Source organism: Myxococcus llanfairpwllgwyngyllgogerychwyrndrobwllllantysiliogogogochensis (assembly GCF_006636215.1).
GTDB lineage: Bacteria > Myxococcota > Myxococcia > Myxococcales > Myxococcaceae > Myxococcus > Myxococcus llanfairpwllgwyngyllgogerychwyrndrobwllllantysiliogogogochensis.
In genome coordinates, this window is the sequence record NZ_VIFM01000271.1 from 1 (window position 1) to 14962 (window position 14962).

The following is a 14962-nucleotide window of genomic DNA, read 5'->3' on the forward strand; positions in this document are numbered from 1 at the left end:
GGGCACGGGGATTGGCGTGGCGAACACCCGGGCGCGCATCCAGCAGCTCTATGGCGAGCGGTATGGCCTGACGCTGGAGGATGCGCCGGGTGGGGGCGTGATTGCCCGCGTGGAGCTGCCGTTCGTGGTTTTGAATGCGTGAGGGGGCAATCGTGGAAGGTGGCTGGCGAGTGCTGGTGGTGGATGACGAGCCGCTGGCGCGGGACAACGTGAGGCACCTGCTCGCGCGGGCGCCCGACGTCACGTCCATCCGGGAGTGCGAGGGAGGCCAGGAGGCGGTGGAGGCGATTCTCCGCGACCGCCCGGACCTGGTCTTCCTGGACGTGCAGATGCCGGAGGTGGACGGCTTCGAGGTGCTGCACGAGGTGGGGCCGGAGCGGATGCCGCCCGTCATCTTCGTGACGGCGTTCGACCGCTACGCGGTGCGGGCGTTCGAGGCGAATGCGCTCGACTATCTGCTCAAGCCCTTCAGTGACGGGCGTTTCCAGGAGGCGCTGGAGCGGGCTCGCAGGCAGCGGGCCACGGGGCGAGACAGGGCGCTGCTGGAGCGACTGTCCTCGCTGCTGGAGACGTACCGGACACCGGCCCCTGCTGGCGTGGAGGCGGGTCCGTCGGATGCGCCCTTCCTGGAGCGCATCGCGGTGAAGACGGACGGCAAGGTGCTGCTCCTGCCCGTCGCGGAGCTGGACTGGTGCGAGGCGGAGGGCAACTACGTGGTGCTGCACTCGGGAGGACGCAGTCCCATGCTGCGCGAGACGCTCAACCGCGTGGAGCAACTGCTGGACCCCAAGTGTTTCGTCCGCGTGCACCGCTCCACGCTGGTCAATGTGAACCGCATCCGCGAACTGGAGCCCGACGTGGACAAGGGCTGGGTCGTGGTGCTGCGGGATGGCACGCGACTGCGACTGAGCCCGGGGCGGAAGCCGGCGGTGGAGGCCCTGCTGCGTCAGTCATTCTGACCCGCACGGGCACCGTGGGCTCGTATGTCGTGGATATCCACGATGGAACGCCGGACATCCAAGTGGCTAGCGTCACATGGATGCAAATACAATCGAGCTGGCTGTCGCGTGGTGGGGTGATCCTGTCCTTCGTCGCCCTGGCTGCCTGTGGCGCGGGCACTCCGGTCCAGGAGGACGCTGTCCTGGAAAGTTCGGAAGGGGAGTTGAGCTGTAACATTTCGCAGCTGTGCGCCAATGGGACGTCCATCTCTTGCACCTCCACGCAAGACGTCTGTTCCTCGGGGACGGATAGCGGTGGTTGGGTCCAGTGTGATGACCGGCGGACCTACTGCCCGCAAGCGTGTACCTGCGGCGCGGTTCGGCACGTGAGCTCCAAGGTCGCGCGTGGGGTGCGCTGCCAGATTGCCTTCATGAGCGCGCGGGATGCGCTCGAGGTCCGGATGAATACGACCTGCCCGTCGGGCGCCTGCAATGTCTTGGAGGAGGAACTGGACTGCAGGCGCGTTGGCTCGAACCCCGCCGACGGATACGAAGCGGCGATGAGTGTCACGTACTCCTGCAAGGAGCCCGCGAACTGCCAGTAGCGGGGTTGGTCCGGCTCGGGCGAGCGCGTGGCTTGCCCGAGCCCTGTGACGAGAGACGTTTCGCTGGACTTGTCAGTCCGTGGACTGAGCGCCTGAGTCGGACGTGTCCGCGCACATGTCGGACGAATGCTCCGAGCCGGAGGCGCAGCCGTCGCTGGTGTTGCCATCGACCAGATCCGCCAGCCAGCCGCGAAAGCCCGTGAGGTCGATCAGGCTGCTTCCATAGATGTCGATGGCCGCTGCCGCGGCCGCCTCTCGACGTGCCTTCGCGAAGCGGTAACCGAGAACGACAGCCCAGCCGGCTCCCAGGAGCGACAACACGACAGCCAGCACTACGGCGGCTTGGAGCATCAGTGTCATGTCCACCTCCTGGGGCTTGAGTCTATCCATTCTCCCCGTTGCAAGGCAAAAGCACCCACGAGGGGCAGATTCGATGGTGAGCCCCTCATGGCCTCTTGAGGTCAGCCAACGGGTGAGAGGGATGCCTGATCCTTGAGCCAGTCCGCCACGGTCCTGGTCGCGGGCTTGACCTGTGAGTACTTGGGGAGCACGACCCAGTACGCGGTGCCGAGCTCCACGCTCAGGTCACCCAGCGGGCGGAGGAGTGCTCCGGAGGCCACGTCATCGGCCGCGAGTTGATGGCGCGCCAGGGCGACGCCTTGTCCCAACAGGGCCGCTCGCAGCACCAGATCCGATGAAGCGAATCGAGGGCCACCGTGAACGTCGAGCGAGGCGGGGCCATGGGCCGCCTTCCAGCGCTCCCACGGGGTCTCCGGGTCCCGGTCATGGAGGAGGCGCAGGCGCGTGAGGCCGCCAGGCTTGTCCGGGCGGCCAGACTTCTTCCAGAGCGCCGGGCTCATGACCGGATAGAGCGAGTCTTCCATCAAGGGCTCGCAGTCGACATCCCGCCAGGGGCCACGGCCCATCCGAATCGCGAGGTCGGCCTCACCAGTGCCCAGGTCGATGATCCGCGAGTCCACGACCACGGACACTTCGATGTGGGGATGCGCTTCCTCGAGGGCGGGCAAGCGCGGCAGGAGCCACCGTGCCGCGAAGGAAGGTGTGGTGGAGATCGTCACCGAGCCCTCGGAGCGCGTCTCACGAATCGAGGCGACGGCCCGCGCGATTTCACGGAGCCCGGAGAGGGTGGCCCGCCCCAGTGCCTCGCCCTGTGGCGTGAAGGTGAGGCCTCGCCGTCCGGCCGGTGGATGGATGATGGGCACGCCGAGCCAGGCATCGAGCTCCGCCAGATGCCGGCTGACGGCGGAGTGCGCGATGCCCAGCTCGCGCGCCGCCGCCCGCACCCCACCGCTGGCGTAGACGACCGCGAAGGCGCGGAGCGCGTTGAGTGGAAGCTCCTTCATGGTCTGGAATCTAGACCATTCATCGCCACCTTCAGAACACCCTGGGCCGTTACTTTCAGCGCATGAACGGATACGTCGGCGCGACCTGGAATGGTCCCTGTTACAGGCCAGATGGAGGAACGACATGGACGCGCTGATGGGCGTGGCCGGTCTGGTCGCCGTGTCGGCCATCACCCCGGGGCCCAACAACATGGTGGTGATGAGGGCAGGCGGGCGTGGCGGCGTGGTGGGGGCGCTGCCAGCCATCGCGGGCGTCGTGCTCGGCACGGCGGTGTTGCTGACGCTGTTGATGACCAGTGTCGGTGTGGCCTTCGCGGCGGACCCTCGAGTGGGAACAGCCATCACTCGCTGCGGTGGCCTGTACCTTGTCTGGCTCGGCGCCCGACTCATCGCGGGGAGCCTGGGTAGAGGCGCCAGCGGCGGCGACACTCCTACACGCGCTTCATCCGACGGCTTCATCGGTACTTTCGTGCTCCAGTTCCTGAATCCGAAGTCCTGGGTGACGGTGCTGACGGCGGCCTCGGCGGTGCGAAGCGGAGCCTCGGCGGCCGTCGCCTTCATTCAGCTCGTCGTGCTCTTCACGGTCATCCCCGTGGTGTGTCTGCTTCTCTGGTCCACCCTGGGCTCGTTGATGTCGACAGTGCTGGCCCGGGAGTCCTTCCGTCGCGCGTTCGATGCCGTGATGGGTGGGCTCCTGATTGCGTCCGCTGTCCTGCTCGTATCGGGCGCGTAAGGTCATGACGATTGTGGTGAATCAGACGATTGTCTTCGGTCTCGACTTGATGTGCCGCAACTCCATGGTGAATGCATGGCCGTGGCAGCGGAAACAGCATAAGCGGCTGATATGGCGGCCATCCCTACCGCGTTCATTCCAACCGAGAGGCGTCACTCTCACCTCAAGGAACGTGAATGAATCCGTCAAGAGGCACTGGCATTTTCCGTGGTGTGTGTTTGCTGGTGGCTGCCATGCTGATGCAAGCATGTGGTGGCTCGTCCGTGGAGGAGTCCGACCCCAGCTCCGCGCGGTCAGTGCAGGCCGCGGGAGTGATGAAGTCTGGGTTGGATTCGGAGGACATCTACACGAGGCTCCTGTCCGTCCCCGGCCTCACGGTGGTGAGCGAGCAGGTCTCTCCCTTTCCGGGCACGCGCTTCTTCCAGTTCTACTTCGAGCAACTGGCGGACCATCGCAACCCCAACGGGGAGCGGTTCCAACTGCGCGGCACACTGCTGCACCGCTCCGTGGCCGCGCCCGTGGTGCTGTACTCCGGTGGCTACGGACTGAACTCACGACCGTTTCAGTACGAGCCCACCGCGCTGCTCGGTGCCAACCAGCTTTCGCTGGAGCACCGCTTCTTCGGTCCCTCGCGACCGGCTTCCAATGACTGGACGCTGCTCAACATCCGGCAGGCCGCCGGCGACTACCACCGCATCATCCAGGCCTTCAAGCCGCTCTACACCGGCCATTGGCTCACCACGGGTGGCAGCAAGGGCGGCATGGCCGCCGTCTACCACCGCTACTTCTATCCGGACGATGTGGATGCCACCGTGGCGTACGTGGCGCCCAACATGCACGGGTTGGATGACGGGCGCTTCGTCCGCTTCCTCGACCAGGTCGGGGACGAAGACTGTCGGGAGCGGCTTCGCGCCTTCCAGCAGGATGCTTTGGCGCGCCGCGAAGAGTTGCTCCCCTTCGTGGAGGAGTTGACCACCTCGACGGGCGCGACCTTCGAGTTGATTGGATTGGATCGGACCCTCGAATTCGCCGTCGTCGAGATGCCCTTCTACTTCTGGCAGTACGCCAACGCGTCGGTGTGCGAGTTCATCCCCGCGCCGGGTGCTCCGGCGGAAGCAGTCTTCGCCTTCCTCGATGCGGTCGTCGACGTGAGTGGTTCCTATGGGGACGCTGATCTCGATTACTACGCGGCCTACTACTACCAGTCCGCCACGGAGCTTGGCTGGACCGGCTACCCCACGAGGCACCTGCGCCGCCTGCTGCGCTACCCTCGCGAGGACGTGCCCACCGCGTACCTGTCCTTTCCCGTGGAGGAGCGGTTCGACCATGGCTTGATGCGCCGCGTGGAGCACTGGGTGCGCCGCGAGGGTGAACGGATGCTGTTCCTCTACGGAGACAATGACCCATGGTCCGCTGGCGCCTTCGAGGTGCGGGAGCGCAACGATTCCCTCCGCTTCGATGTCCCGGACTCCAACCACGCCAATGCACGCATCACCCGACTGCCCGAGGCGGAGCGCACACGGGCCTTGTCGCGCCTCTACACCTGGATGGGCGTCACGCCGCCGGCCGTCGGCGCTCAGGGCCTGGCCACCGAGGCCGCGGGAGACGTCGCGCCCCTGGTCGAGGAGCGCTCCCGGCTGTAGTGCCGGGGACGTGAAGACTGACGTCACGGGGCCAGGGCCCCATTCCTCGCGCCTGGATTCCCGGCCTTGGAGTGGGGCCCAATGGAACACAACAGGACAGAACAGTGCGCCTGGAATGAACTGGTCAACGGTTCGTCGCGCGATGTGGGGGGATGCGGCGTAAATCGAATAGCTCTTGCATGGACGGTGGGGCGTCAATCCGCTGGATGTCAGACGGAGGGAGCGCACATGAAGCCGTTCTGGATTCGTCCGCATCTCACAGTCGCTGGAATGGGGTTGCTCCTGATGTCCATGGGAGCGGCCGACGCGCAGGAGACATCGGGGCGAGGCCTCACCAGCTATATGCCCGTGGACCAGACGGAGCCTTTCGCCGACGTCATGTCGCGGATGAAGGCGGAGAAGCCCAAGGTCACCGCGCGCCACCAGCAGTTGCTCACTCAGCGCTATGACCTGGGAAACCGCCCTGCCCAGGGCGTCACCATGTCTCGTGGGAAGGCCGTCCAGGAAGGCGTCCGGGTGAAGCTCCCGCAGGGCGTCACCTGGGCCTCCCTCGCCGCCATGAGTCCGGAGGCGGTCCGCGAGAAGGGCGTCTTCCCCGGGGGCCTCATGCCGCTGCCCCATCCGAATCATCCGGAAGGCGGCATGCTCTTCCCCAAGTTCCACATCGATGAAATCAAGCGGCAGGAGGGCAGGGACCTCACGCGGTTCGACCTCGACTTCGACCTGCCGGACCACCTGCTGCCGGAGTTCCCTCCGCCCATCTTCCTCACCACGCGCCCGGACCTGGGGGATGTCTCGCAAGGCAAGCTGGTGACGATCATGAATGTCCAGGAGCTGTTCAACGGCCTCCTGAATCCGAAGCAACTGGAGGGACTCCGGCTGCTCGTCACGCCGTTCCCCCAGCAGCAGTTCAATCAGACCGCTGACCGTCGCTCAGAGCTGCCCAGCAGGGGCGTGACGTGCTTCGACTGTCACGTCAATGGCCACTCCAATGGCGCCACGCACCTGGTGGGAGACATCCGCCCCCAGGAGTTCAGACACCGCATCGAGACGCCGACCCTCCGTGGGGTGAACATCCAGCGGCTGTTCGGCTCGCAGCGAGCCCTCAAGACGGTGGAGGACTTCACCGAGTTCGAGCAGCGCGCCGCCTACTTCGACGGAGATCCGGTCATCGCCACGAAGAAGGGCGTCAACATCCTGGAGCGAGGCAGCCAGGTGCACTTCATGGCGGAGGTTCAAGCACTCCTCGACTTCCCTCCCGCGCCCAAGCTGCGCTTCGACGGGAAGCTGGACCCGAAGAAGGCCAGCGAGTCGGAGGTGCGCGGCCAGACGCTCTTCTTCGGCAAGGCACAGTGCTCCGTGTGTCACACGCCGCCGTATTACACGGACAACCTGATGCACAACCTGCGGGCGGAGCGCTTCTACAAGCCACGCCTGGTGAACGGCGCGATGATGGGCGCGGACGGCCCCATCAAGACGTTCCCGCTGCGCGGCATCAAGGAGTCTCCGCCCTATCTCCATGATGGGCGGCTCTTGACGCTGGAGGATACGGTGGAGTTCTTCAACCTCGTGCTGGAGACCCGGCTCAACGAGCAGGAGAAGAAGGACCTGGTCGCATTCATGCGCGTGCTCTGACGCTCGCGTGCGGGGCAATCGGCGCTTAGCGCCGTGGCGAAAGGGTGGGCCGGGTCAATGCCTCGGCCCACGCATGCGGGCGACGGCCGCGTCGAGCCGCTCGTCATAGGCCGCCGCGAGGTCGTTCAGGGCCTGCGCGCAGTCCCCGACATATGAGGGACCATGCATGAGGCCGAGCGTTCGCGGACGCAGCGCCGCGAGCGCACGGAGCGTGGGCCCGGTCGCGGGAGTCAGACAGGTTGCGAGGGCGCGGTCCTCGGTCGCGAGCGCGGGCCCGACGAGGTCCTGTTCCGTCAGGGCTGGCGCGTCGCCCAGCGCGGTGAACAAGTCCCCACACAACAGCGTCCCGGTCGACTCCTCGAGGAGCAGTCCGGCATCCCAGCCGTGCGGCACGTGGGGTGTCTCGATTCGCCGCAGCCGCTTGCCGCCCAGGTCGAGGACCTCGCCGTCCTGGAGCGGGCGTGGCGCTCTATCCGCGAGGTCGTTCACCGATACGAGGCAGCCCAGTGCCCCATGCGCGACCTGGGCATGCGGCGCGGTGGCCAGCCAGGAGTTCATCGCCCCGCACTCGTCTGCCTCGACATGCCCGAAGGTGAGCCAGCGCAGCCGCTCGGGCGGGAGCACCCGCCGTACCGCGGCCGATACCGAGGGGAACAGCGCCCGCGGCCCCAAATGGAACAGCAATGGCTCCTCGGCCTCGATGAGGAACTGGTTGAAGAGAATGTTGGAGCTGCTGACGTAGGTGGACAGCCGATAGATATTCGGCGCGATTTCAGTCACCTGGGTCTCCACCCGATACCTCCCTGTCCAATCACCCCACCGTGGGGATGGCCGCAGCGAAGCACATGCCGTGGGCCGGCAGGCTCACACGCGGGTCCATGAGTCCTGTCCCGCCCGAACACTGTCGTGCCGAAGGCTCCCTTCATTTTTCAGAGGCGCTCGCGATGGCGGATTCAGGCCCAGGCGGCTCAGTGAACGGCAATGCCTACATGTCCCCATGTTCAGTGAGTCCAATGGCCTGTTCTGGCCAGGCGAACTGTCGCATCCGCCGGTGATATCGGGGGCGACGCCCACCTGAACAGATGTCTGGCCCCAACTCGTCACCGGTTCTCGCTCGAAATGGAGGGCCATGCCTACATGAACGCGTCTTCAGGCATTTCCGACCCCATCAGCATAGGGTTCTGGCCTAGGTTTGCGCGCAATGCCTACCTGAACGCAACATCAGGCATTTTTGTACCCATGCTCGCAGGGCAACGAACGCAGGCTGGCCGACCTGTCGAGGGCGTCGAGCCGTCAGGACAAGCGCTCTCGACGGGAGCGCGATTACACCGCGCCCCTGAAGCAATCGCTATCAAGTCAGGGATTGATTTGTCTGTGATTGCTCAATGACAGACGCGAAGTCTACTCACCCGAACGCTGGCGGTTGAGCCGGTCGTAGTGCCGGTAACCCAGCTTGTCGAGTGCGTGCGGCGGCGCGAGGCCGATGTCGACCAGCGTCTTGATGTCGTACGTGCCCGTGAGGACAGGGGGCGCGTAGCTCCGGATCGCCGTGGGCGTGCGGAACTTCTCCAGCGGGAAGAGGACCTTGCTGGTGTGCACGTGGATGAAGTGCGCGGCGGACTGGCGCTGCCAGCCGGAGACGCCCGGCGCGGTGATGACGTGAGGCGTCGCGAGGAACGTGCCTCCCGTGAGGATCTCCAACTGCTGGCCCACCTGCGCCACGATGCAGCCCGCGGGCGCGGTGCCACGCACCTTGTGGCCCTGCGGCTCCTCGGGAGTCGCGCGCGTGCGCAGATACAGGCCGCTCTTGTCGTCGGGGCTCGGCGCCGCCTTCCCGTCGGGGCCGAGAAACCGCCCACCGGGCAGCAGCGTGAGGAGGTTGAAGTCCGTGTGCTCCTCGCCCCAGACGATGTCCGTGTTCACCTGCTCCGGCTTGAGCGACAGGTACTGGAGCGCGCGGGTGATGTGCGGGGCCTTCTCGCAGAGGGACGTGAAGGTGTCCGTGGGGAGTCCCAGGGCCATGGCCGAGCCGCGCAGCAACTGGAGGCCCGCCTCGTGGAGCGAGCGGCCCAGGGTCATGATTCCTTCCTGGAAGTACGCGGGCGCATCCGAGGGCCACACGTTCTCCGGATACAGCTCCGGGAACTCCATCGCCGCCACCTCGTCGTTGGGGTAGGGCGCGACGAAGTAGCACTCCTTGAAGTCTGGCTGGCCGTTGCCGGCGACGGCGACCTCGGTGTTCGGCGGCGTCCAGCCGCGCTGGTACCAGAGGTCGGCTCGGCCGTAGGGCTTCTTCTCCTCGGCGGGGCGCGCGATGAAGGCGGCGAAGGCGTCGTAGTAGCGATGGAGCGCCTGCGTGTCGACGCCGTGATTCTTGATGTAGACGAGACCGAAGACACCAAATGCCTCGCGCAGCGCCATCGCGGCGCGCTCGATGCGGGGCGCATCTCCCGAGGCGAGGTCTGCGAGGTCGACAGTCGGGATGTTCAGAGAAGAGGTCTCGGCCATGGTTCCCCCAGGTGTATCGCTCCTCGCGGCCAAAGGGGAGGGCCTCGTGGGCTTCTCTCCCTGGGTGCAAATTCTGCGTCCCTCCCCAGGGGCAGGTCACTCCCGGAGTCGGGCACCCGCCGCGCCGCTCAGCGCACCACGGGCAGGGGGAAGCTGAACGGCTTGCCGTCCGAGGCCATGGCATGGCCAGACACCTCGGCGGCGCCGTGGCCCCGGCGCTGGGGCCTGAAGGTGGCCTGCGGGTCCCGGGCGGAGGCCTTGCCCCCGTGGAAGACGGCGAAGCGGGCCGTCACCGCGCCCACGGTGGTCAGCAGGTCCGCCGCCACCTGCTTCCAGCGCCGCCGCCCCGGGAGCGCATCCACCACCAGGCCCGCCACGGAGCAGGCGCGAGAGGCCTTCCACAGCGTCCCCGACAGGCCCTCGTCCAGGGGCCGGGCGACCTCCGGCGCGCGTCGGGCGTCGCGCTCCACCGCGTACCCCATGGCCAACTCCGCCACCTTGCCCGCGAGTCGGTACGGACGCAGCACCCCCGCCTCTCTCGGTGAGTGGGGGAGGAGGGACAGCAGGCTGCCCGCGCTCGCCGTCGCCGAGGCCATGAAGAACAGGGGCAGGGTGCGCCGCGTCGCCTGCCACAGCGGTATCGCAGTGTTGTTCAGCAGCACGGCCGTGTAGCCCGCGAGCGGCATGCCCAGCAGCGCGGCCGAGTAACCGGACACCTTTCCCACCGCCCCGAGCACTCCGCGAGAGCGTCCCAACACCAGCCCCACGGTGTTCAGTCCTCCCGACAGCGCGAGCACCCAGGAGCCCACGCTCATGGGCGAGGTCGGCCGGAACACGCGCAGCATGTGGAGGAAGCGCTCGGGCCGCCCGAGGTCCGCGATCAACAGGCCCGCGCTCAGGATGTCACCGACGGTGCCCAGCTGACGGCACCGCCTCGCGAGCGGATCCAAGGCCTTCTCGCCGAGCACATCGATGGCCAGGCCCATGAGGCTCGCCGCGCCAGCGACGCCGCCCACGAACAGATAGGCGGGGACGGTGGCAATCCAGACCGGCTGCTTGAGGACCGGGAGCCCGTGGTAGCTGGGCGCATCGGGCGAATCCACGCCGGAGCGGGAGGGAATCGACGACAGCAGCGTGCGCGCGGGGTTCGCGCCGTCCAGGTCCGTCACACGCTGCTGAGCGCCCTCTCCAAGCAGGGTCCCCAGCGAAGGGTTCACGTTGCGCCCGTCGCTCCGCCGCTGGAGCGTGTCGAGGAACGACGGCCCCTCTTTCCCTGACGAACTCATGGTGTGCCCCGGCGACCGAACAGCACCGCGCCCACGGCCACCGCGGCCATGCCGAGCGCGCCCACGGCCACGGCGCCCCAGGCCTCCCGGGCCTTCATCGTCGGGACCACGGGGTCTGGCGGCAGGTTGTAGACCTCCGGCTTGTCCACGAGGAGGAAGAAGGCGTTGAGCCCGCCCGTCCCCGGTTGGTTCGCCGCGTCCTTGCCGTAGAGATACGCGCTGATGATTCCCTGCTCGTGCAGTTGGCGGACCCGGTTCTCCGCGCGCTCATGCAGCACGTCCAGGTTGCCATAGGCGATGGACTCGGTGGGACACGCCTTGGCGCAGGCGGGCGTCATGCCCTCACCCAGTCGGTCGTAGCAGAGCGTGCACTTCCAGGCGCGCCCGTCATCCGGACGCCGGTCGATGACTCCGAAGGGACACGCCGTCACGCAGTAGCCGCAGCCGTTGCAGATATCCGGCTGCACGTAGACGGTGTCGAACCCGGTGCGGACGATGGCGCCCGTGGGACAGGCCTCCAGACACCCGGCCCGCTGGCAGTGCTTGCAGACGTCGGAGACCATCAGCCACGAGAAGTCCCCGACGCCGGTGTCGTGGCCCGGAAGGGGCACCGGTCGCTCCACGAAGGCCACGTGTCGCCAGGTCGAGCAGCCCAGGTCTCCGGTCTGGTCATAGGACATCCCCGTGAAGTGGAAACCGTCGTCGGGGAGCTGGTTCCATTGCTTGCAGGCCACCTCGCACGCCTTGCAGCCGATACACACCGTCGAGTCGGTGAAGAATCCCTTGCGGCTCATGGGCTATCGCTCCTCGTCTTTCTTCTTCTCCTGCCAGGGCGCGTGGTCGACCTCGCCCGCGCGGAGACTGTCGCGTCGATGGAGTGTCAGTCCTTCGGGCAGGGCGGGCTGGGTGGTGCCCGTGGCGGCTCGGGCCCTTGTTGCCTGACGTCCCTCGACGACGTCGCAGGTGAGGGCCTTGGACTCCTGGATGTCCACGTTGGGGTCGGCCACCAGCGGAAGCAGCTCGTTCGCGCCGTCCCCTCGGATGCGCCCCGTCACGCCCCAGTGGTACGGAATGCCCACCTGATGCACCGACGTGCCGTTGAGCTTCATGGGCCGCAGTCGCTCGGTGACGAGCACCCGGCACTCCAGGTCTCCTCGCGCCGTGCGCAGCGTCGCCCAGCCTCCGTTGCTCAGGCCGCGCTCGCGGGCCAGCTCCGGTGACACCTCGCAGAACTGCTCCGGCTGAAGCTCGCTCAGCCACGACAGCCAGCGGCTCATGCCTCCCGCCGTGTGGTGCTCCGTGAGGCGGTACGTGGTGAGGATGAACGGGTAGCGAGGATCTCCCCAGGCGCGATGGTAGGGGTTGCCCTTGCGAGACCACTCCAGCCGCGTCGGGTTGCACTGCTGCCCATAGAGCGCGTTCTTCACGGGCGACTCCATGGGCTCGTAGTGCGCGGGTAGCGGACCATCCATCATCCCGCTCGGCGCGAAGAGCCACGCCTTGCCGTCGGCCTGCATGATGAACGGGTCATCGCCCGCCAGGGCCTCCACGCCGGATGCGCCTGGAGATGGGCGGTAATCTGGTGGGAGGTCCACGAGGAAGTCCGGCACGTCCTCGCCGGTCCACCGTCGCTGGGCTTCGTCCCACCAGACGTACTTCTTGCGCTCGCTCCAGGGGCGGCCCTGGGGATCCGCTGACGCGCGGTTGTAGAGGATGCGTCGGTTGGCGGGCCACGCCCAGCCCCACTCGGGGGCCACCCAGGTCTGCTCGTGTCCGGGCTTGCGGCGGGCCGATTGGTTGACGCCCTCCGCGTAGGCGCCGGAGTAGATCCAACAGCCGCACGCGGTGGTCCCGTCGTCCTTCAACGCCGTGAAGCCGCTCACGGGTCGGCCATCCTGGAGCGTGTAGCCGTTGATCTCCCGGAGGACGGCCTCCGCGCCAGGCTCTTCCCGTGCGCCCCGCGTGGGGTAGTCCCACGTCAGTTCACGGAGGGCCTGGTCCTTCGTCTCGCGCGAGTCGGCATACAGGCGCTTCAGCCGACGGCCCAGGTGGAACATGAAGTGAAGCTCGCTGCGCACGTCCTCGCGCGGCTCCACCGCCGCGTGATGCCACTGGAGCATCCGCTGCGTGTTGGTGAAGGAACCGTCCTTCTCCGTGTGCGCGGCCGCGGGGAAGAAGAAGACCTCCGTCTGGATGTCCGCCGTCTTCACGTCGCCGCGCTGGATTTCGGGAGCGGTGCGCCAGAACTCCGCCGTCTCGATGAGCGTGAAGTCGCGCACGACCAGCCAGTCGAGCTGGCGCAGTCCCTTGCGCTGGAGCGCTCCGTTCATGGAGCCCACCGCCGGGTTTTCGCCCATGACGAAGTAGCCCCGCACGCGGCCATCGGCCATGTCGGCCACCGTCTGCATGTGCGAGTGGTTGCCGGTGAGGCGCGGCAGGTGGCGGAAGCCGTACTCATTCTCCCGCGTCGCCGCGTCACCGAACCACGCCTTCAGCAGCGAGACGACGTACTTGGGGAAGTTGCTCCACCAGCCCGTGCCGGAGGTGTGGGACTTCAGGTAGTCGTCCAGGTGCGGGGACGGCTGGGCGTTCGGCATCGGCAGGTAGCCGGGCAGCAGATTGAAGAGGGTGGGGATGTCCGTGGAGCCCTGGATGGACGAGTGGCCTCTCAGCGCGAGGATGCCGCCACCAGGCCGTCCGATGTTGCCCAGGAGGAGCTGGAGGATGGTCGCGGTGCGGATGTACTGCACGCCCACCGAGTGCTGCGTCCACCCGACCGCGTAGCAGAACGCCGTGGTGCGCTCGCGTCCGGAGTTGGCGCAGAGCGTCTCCGCGACCTTCAGGAACTGCTCCTCCGGGACACCGCACACCTTCGCGACGATGGCCGGGGTGTAGCGCTGGAAGTGACGACGGAGGACCTGGAAGACGCAGCGCGGGTGCTGGAGCGTGAAGTCCTTCGCCGCGTCCTTGAGCCGCGTGGCGTGGGGCTCTCCCTCGCCGGCGCCGGGCTCCGCGTACAGCTCCTTGTGGCCCGCCGCGGGCGCGGGGCCCTGCACACCCTCGTAGCCCCACGAAGTGACGTCGTACTTGTTCTCCTCGGGCACGAAGCCGCTGAAGAGGCCGTCCAGGTCCTCGGTGTCCTGGAAGTCCTCGCGGACGAGATTGGCGGCGTTGGTGTAGTGGGCGACGTACTCCTTGAAATAGCGCTCGTGCTCCAGGACGTAGCGCACCAGTCCGCCCAGGAACGCGATGTCCGAGCCGACGCGGATGGGAACGTGCTGGTTCGCCATCGCGCTCGTGCGAGTGAAGCGCGGGTCGACATGGATGATGGTCGCGCCCCGGGCCTTGGCCTCCATCACCCACTGGAAGCCCACCGGGTGACACTCGGCCATGTTGGAGCCCTGAATGAGAATGCAGTCAGAGTTCCGCAGGTCCTGCTGGAAGGTCGTGGCCCCGCCACGCCCGAGCGTGATGCCCAGACCGGGCACCGTGGACGAATGTCATATTCGAGCCTGGTTCTCCACCTGGACGATTCCCAGCGAAGTGAAGAGCTTCTTGATGAGGTAGTTCTCCTCGTTGTCGAGCGTCGCGCCACCCAGGTGCGCGATGCCCAGCGTGCGCTGGACGCTCAGCCCGTTGACGTCGGTGGACTCCCACGTCGCGTCGCGCGTGTGCTTCACGCGCTCGGCGACCATGTCCATGGCGCGCTCCAGGGGGATGCGCTCCCACTCGGTGCCGCCGGGGCGACGGTAGAGGACGTGCTGGACGCGGTGGGTGCCGGTGACAAGTTGGAACGTCGCGGAGCCCTTGGGGCACAGCCGCCCGCGTGACACGGGCGAGTCGGTGTCCCCTTCGATGTCGATGATGCGCTCGTCCTTGACGTAGACATCCTGGCCGCAGCCGACGGCGCAGTAGGGACAGATGGATTTGACGACGCGGTCGGCGCGGGCCGTGCGCGCCTCCAACCGCCGGCCGCGCTCGGACATCGCCGTCTCGCCCAGCGCGGTGAGGTCCTTGCGCGCGAGCTGCCGGAGCACGGGCCAGCGCAACAGCAGGTCGAGGACTCCCACGGTGGACCTCCCGAGTCGGGGCCGCGAGGTGGCGCGACTTGCCGAGGATGGTGGAGGTCGAGGCTGCCCGACGCAGCGCCTCGCGGGGAGTTCGTGAGAGGGCGTCGTCGGGCTCCGGACGATTCCCGTCGCGGGATGTCGCGTGGTGGATGGGTGGGGCACGGGGCCTCACCCTGGGGG

At 67.3% G+C, this 14962-nt stretch carries 11 protein-coding genes and 1 pseudogene; 5 read left to right on the forward strand and 7 right to left on the reverse strand.

The features are described 5' to 3' along the window. Positions 1–152: 152 nt before the first annotated feature. Together FJV41_RS40535 and FJV41_RS40540 are read left to right on the forward strand one after the other, a co-directional pair. Positions 153–959 (forward strand): LytR/AlgR family response regulator transcription factor, encoded by an 807-nt coding sequence (locus FJV41_RS40535; protein ID WP_174478131.1) that lies wholly within the window; start codon positions 153–155, stop codon positions 957–959. Positions 960–1324: 365 nt separating this feature from the next. Next, the gene (locus tag FJV41_RS40540; RefSeq protein ID WP_141647984.1) at positions 1325–1543 is read left to right on the forward strand and encodes a hypothetical protein; all 219 of its coding nucleotides are present in this window, start codon (positions 1325–1327) and stop codon (positions 1541–1543) included. Between the two features lie 72 nt (positions 1544–1615). Here the strand turns inward: FJV41_RS40540 and FJV41_RS40545 are convergent, their stop codons facing one another. Together FJV41_RS40545 and FJV41_RS40550 are read right to left on the reverse strand one after the other, a co-directional pair. Continuing rightward, positions 1616–1903, reverse strand: a complete 288-nt coding sequence (locus tag FJV41_RS40545) for a hypothetical protein (RefSeq protein ID WP_141647985.1) — start codon at positions 1901–1903, stop codon at positions 1616–1618. Between the two features lie 101 nt (positions 1904–2004). Continuing rightward, on the reverse strand, positions 2005–2907 hold the full coding sequence (locus FJV41_RS40550) for a LysR substrate-binding domain-containing protein (protein WP_141647986.1): 903 nt from the start codon (positions 2905–2907) through the stop codon (positions 2005–2007). A 124-nt stretch (positions 2908–3031) separates the two neighbouring features. Here FJV41_RS40550 and FJV41_RS40555 point away from each other — a divergent pair, with 124 nt between their 5' ends. From FJV41_RS40555 to FJV41_RS40565, 3 genes are all read left to right on the forward strand, one after another. Beyond that, positions 3032–3640, forward strand: coding sequence for a LysE family translocator (locus FJV41_RS40555; RefSeq protein ID WP_174466988.1), 609 nt, complete (start codon positions 3032–3034; stop codon positions 3638–3640). Between the two features lie 233 nt (positions 3641–3873). Next, positions 3874–5283 carry a S28 family serine protease gene (locus tag FJV41_RS40560; protein ID WP_246137723.1) on the forward strand — a complete coding sequence of 470 codons (1410 nt, stop codon included), beginning with the start codon at positions 3874–3876 and terminating at the stop codon, positions 5281–5283. A 228-nt stretch (positions 5284–5511) separates the two neighbouring features. Further along, positions 5512–6918, forward strand: coding sequence for a cytochrome B6 (locus FJV41_RS40565; RefSeq protein ID WP_141647989.1), 1407 nt, complete (start codon positions 5512–5514; stop codon positions 6916–6918). A 54-nt stretch (positions 6919–6972) separates the two neighbouring features. Here the strand turns inward: FJV41_RS40565 and FJV41_RS40570 are convergent, their stop codons facing one another. From FJV41_RS40570 to fdh, 5 genes and pseudogenes are all read right to left on the reverse strand, one after another. Continuing rightward, entirely contained in the window at positions 6973–7698 is a 726-nt protein-coding gene (locus FJV41_RS40570) for an oxygen-binding di-iron domain-containing protein (protein WP_246137724.1), read from the reverse strand. Between the two features lie 621 nt (positions 7699–8319). Next, complete coding sequence (locus FJV41_RS40575; RefSeq protein WP_141647991.1) at positions 8320–9426, reverse strand: isopenicillin N synthase family dioxygenase; 1107 nt, start codon at positions 9424–9426, stop codon at positions 8320–8322. A gap of 128 nt (positions 9427–9554) precedes the next feature. Next, positions 9555–10712, reverse strand: coding sequence for an NrfD/PsrC family molybdoenzyme membrane anchor subunit (gene nrfD / locus FJV41_RS40580; protein WP_141647992.1), 1158 nt, complete (start codon positions 10710–10712; stop codon positions 9555–9557). Continuing rightward, positions 10709–11506: a 4Fe-4S dicluster domain-containing protein gene (locus tag FJV41_RS40585; protein WP_141647993.1), complete on the reverse strand. Its 798-nt coding sequence runs from the start codon at positions 11504–11506 to the stop codon at positions 10709–10711. The genes nrfD and FJV41_RS40585 overlap by 4 nt, the downstream gene beginning before the upstream one ends. 164 nt (positions 11507–11670) lie before the next feature. Continuing rightward, positions 11671–14782 (reverse strand): annotated as a pseudogene (fdh, locus tag FJV41_RS40590) (formate dehydrogenase); the annotation flags it as partial. Positions 14783–14962 lie beyond the last annotated feature (180 nt).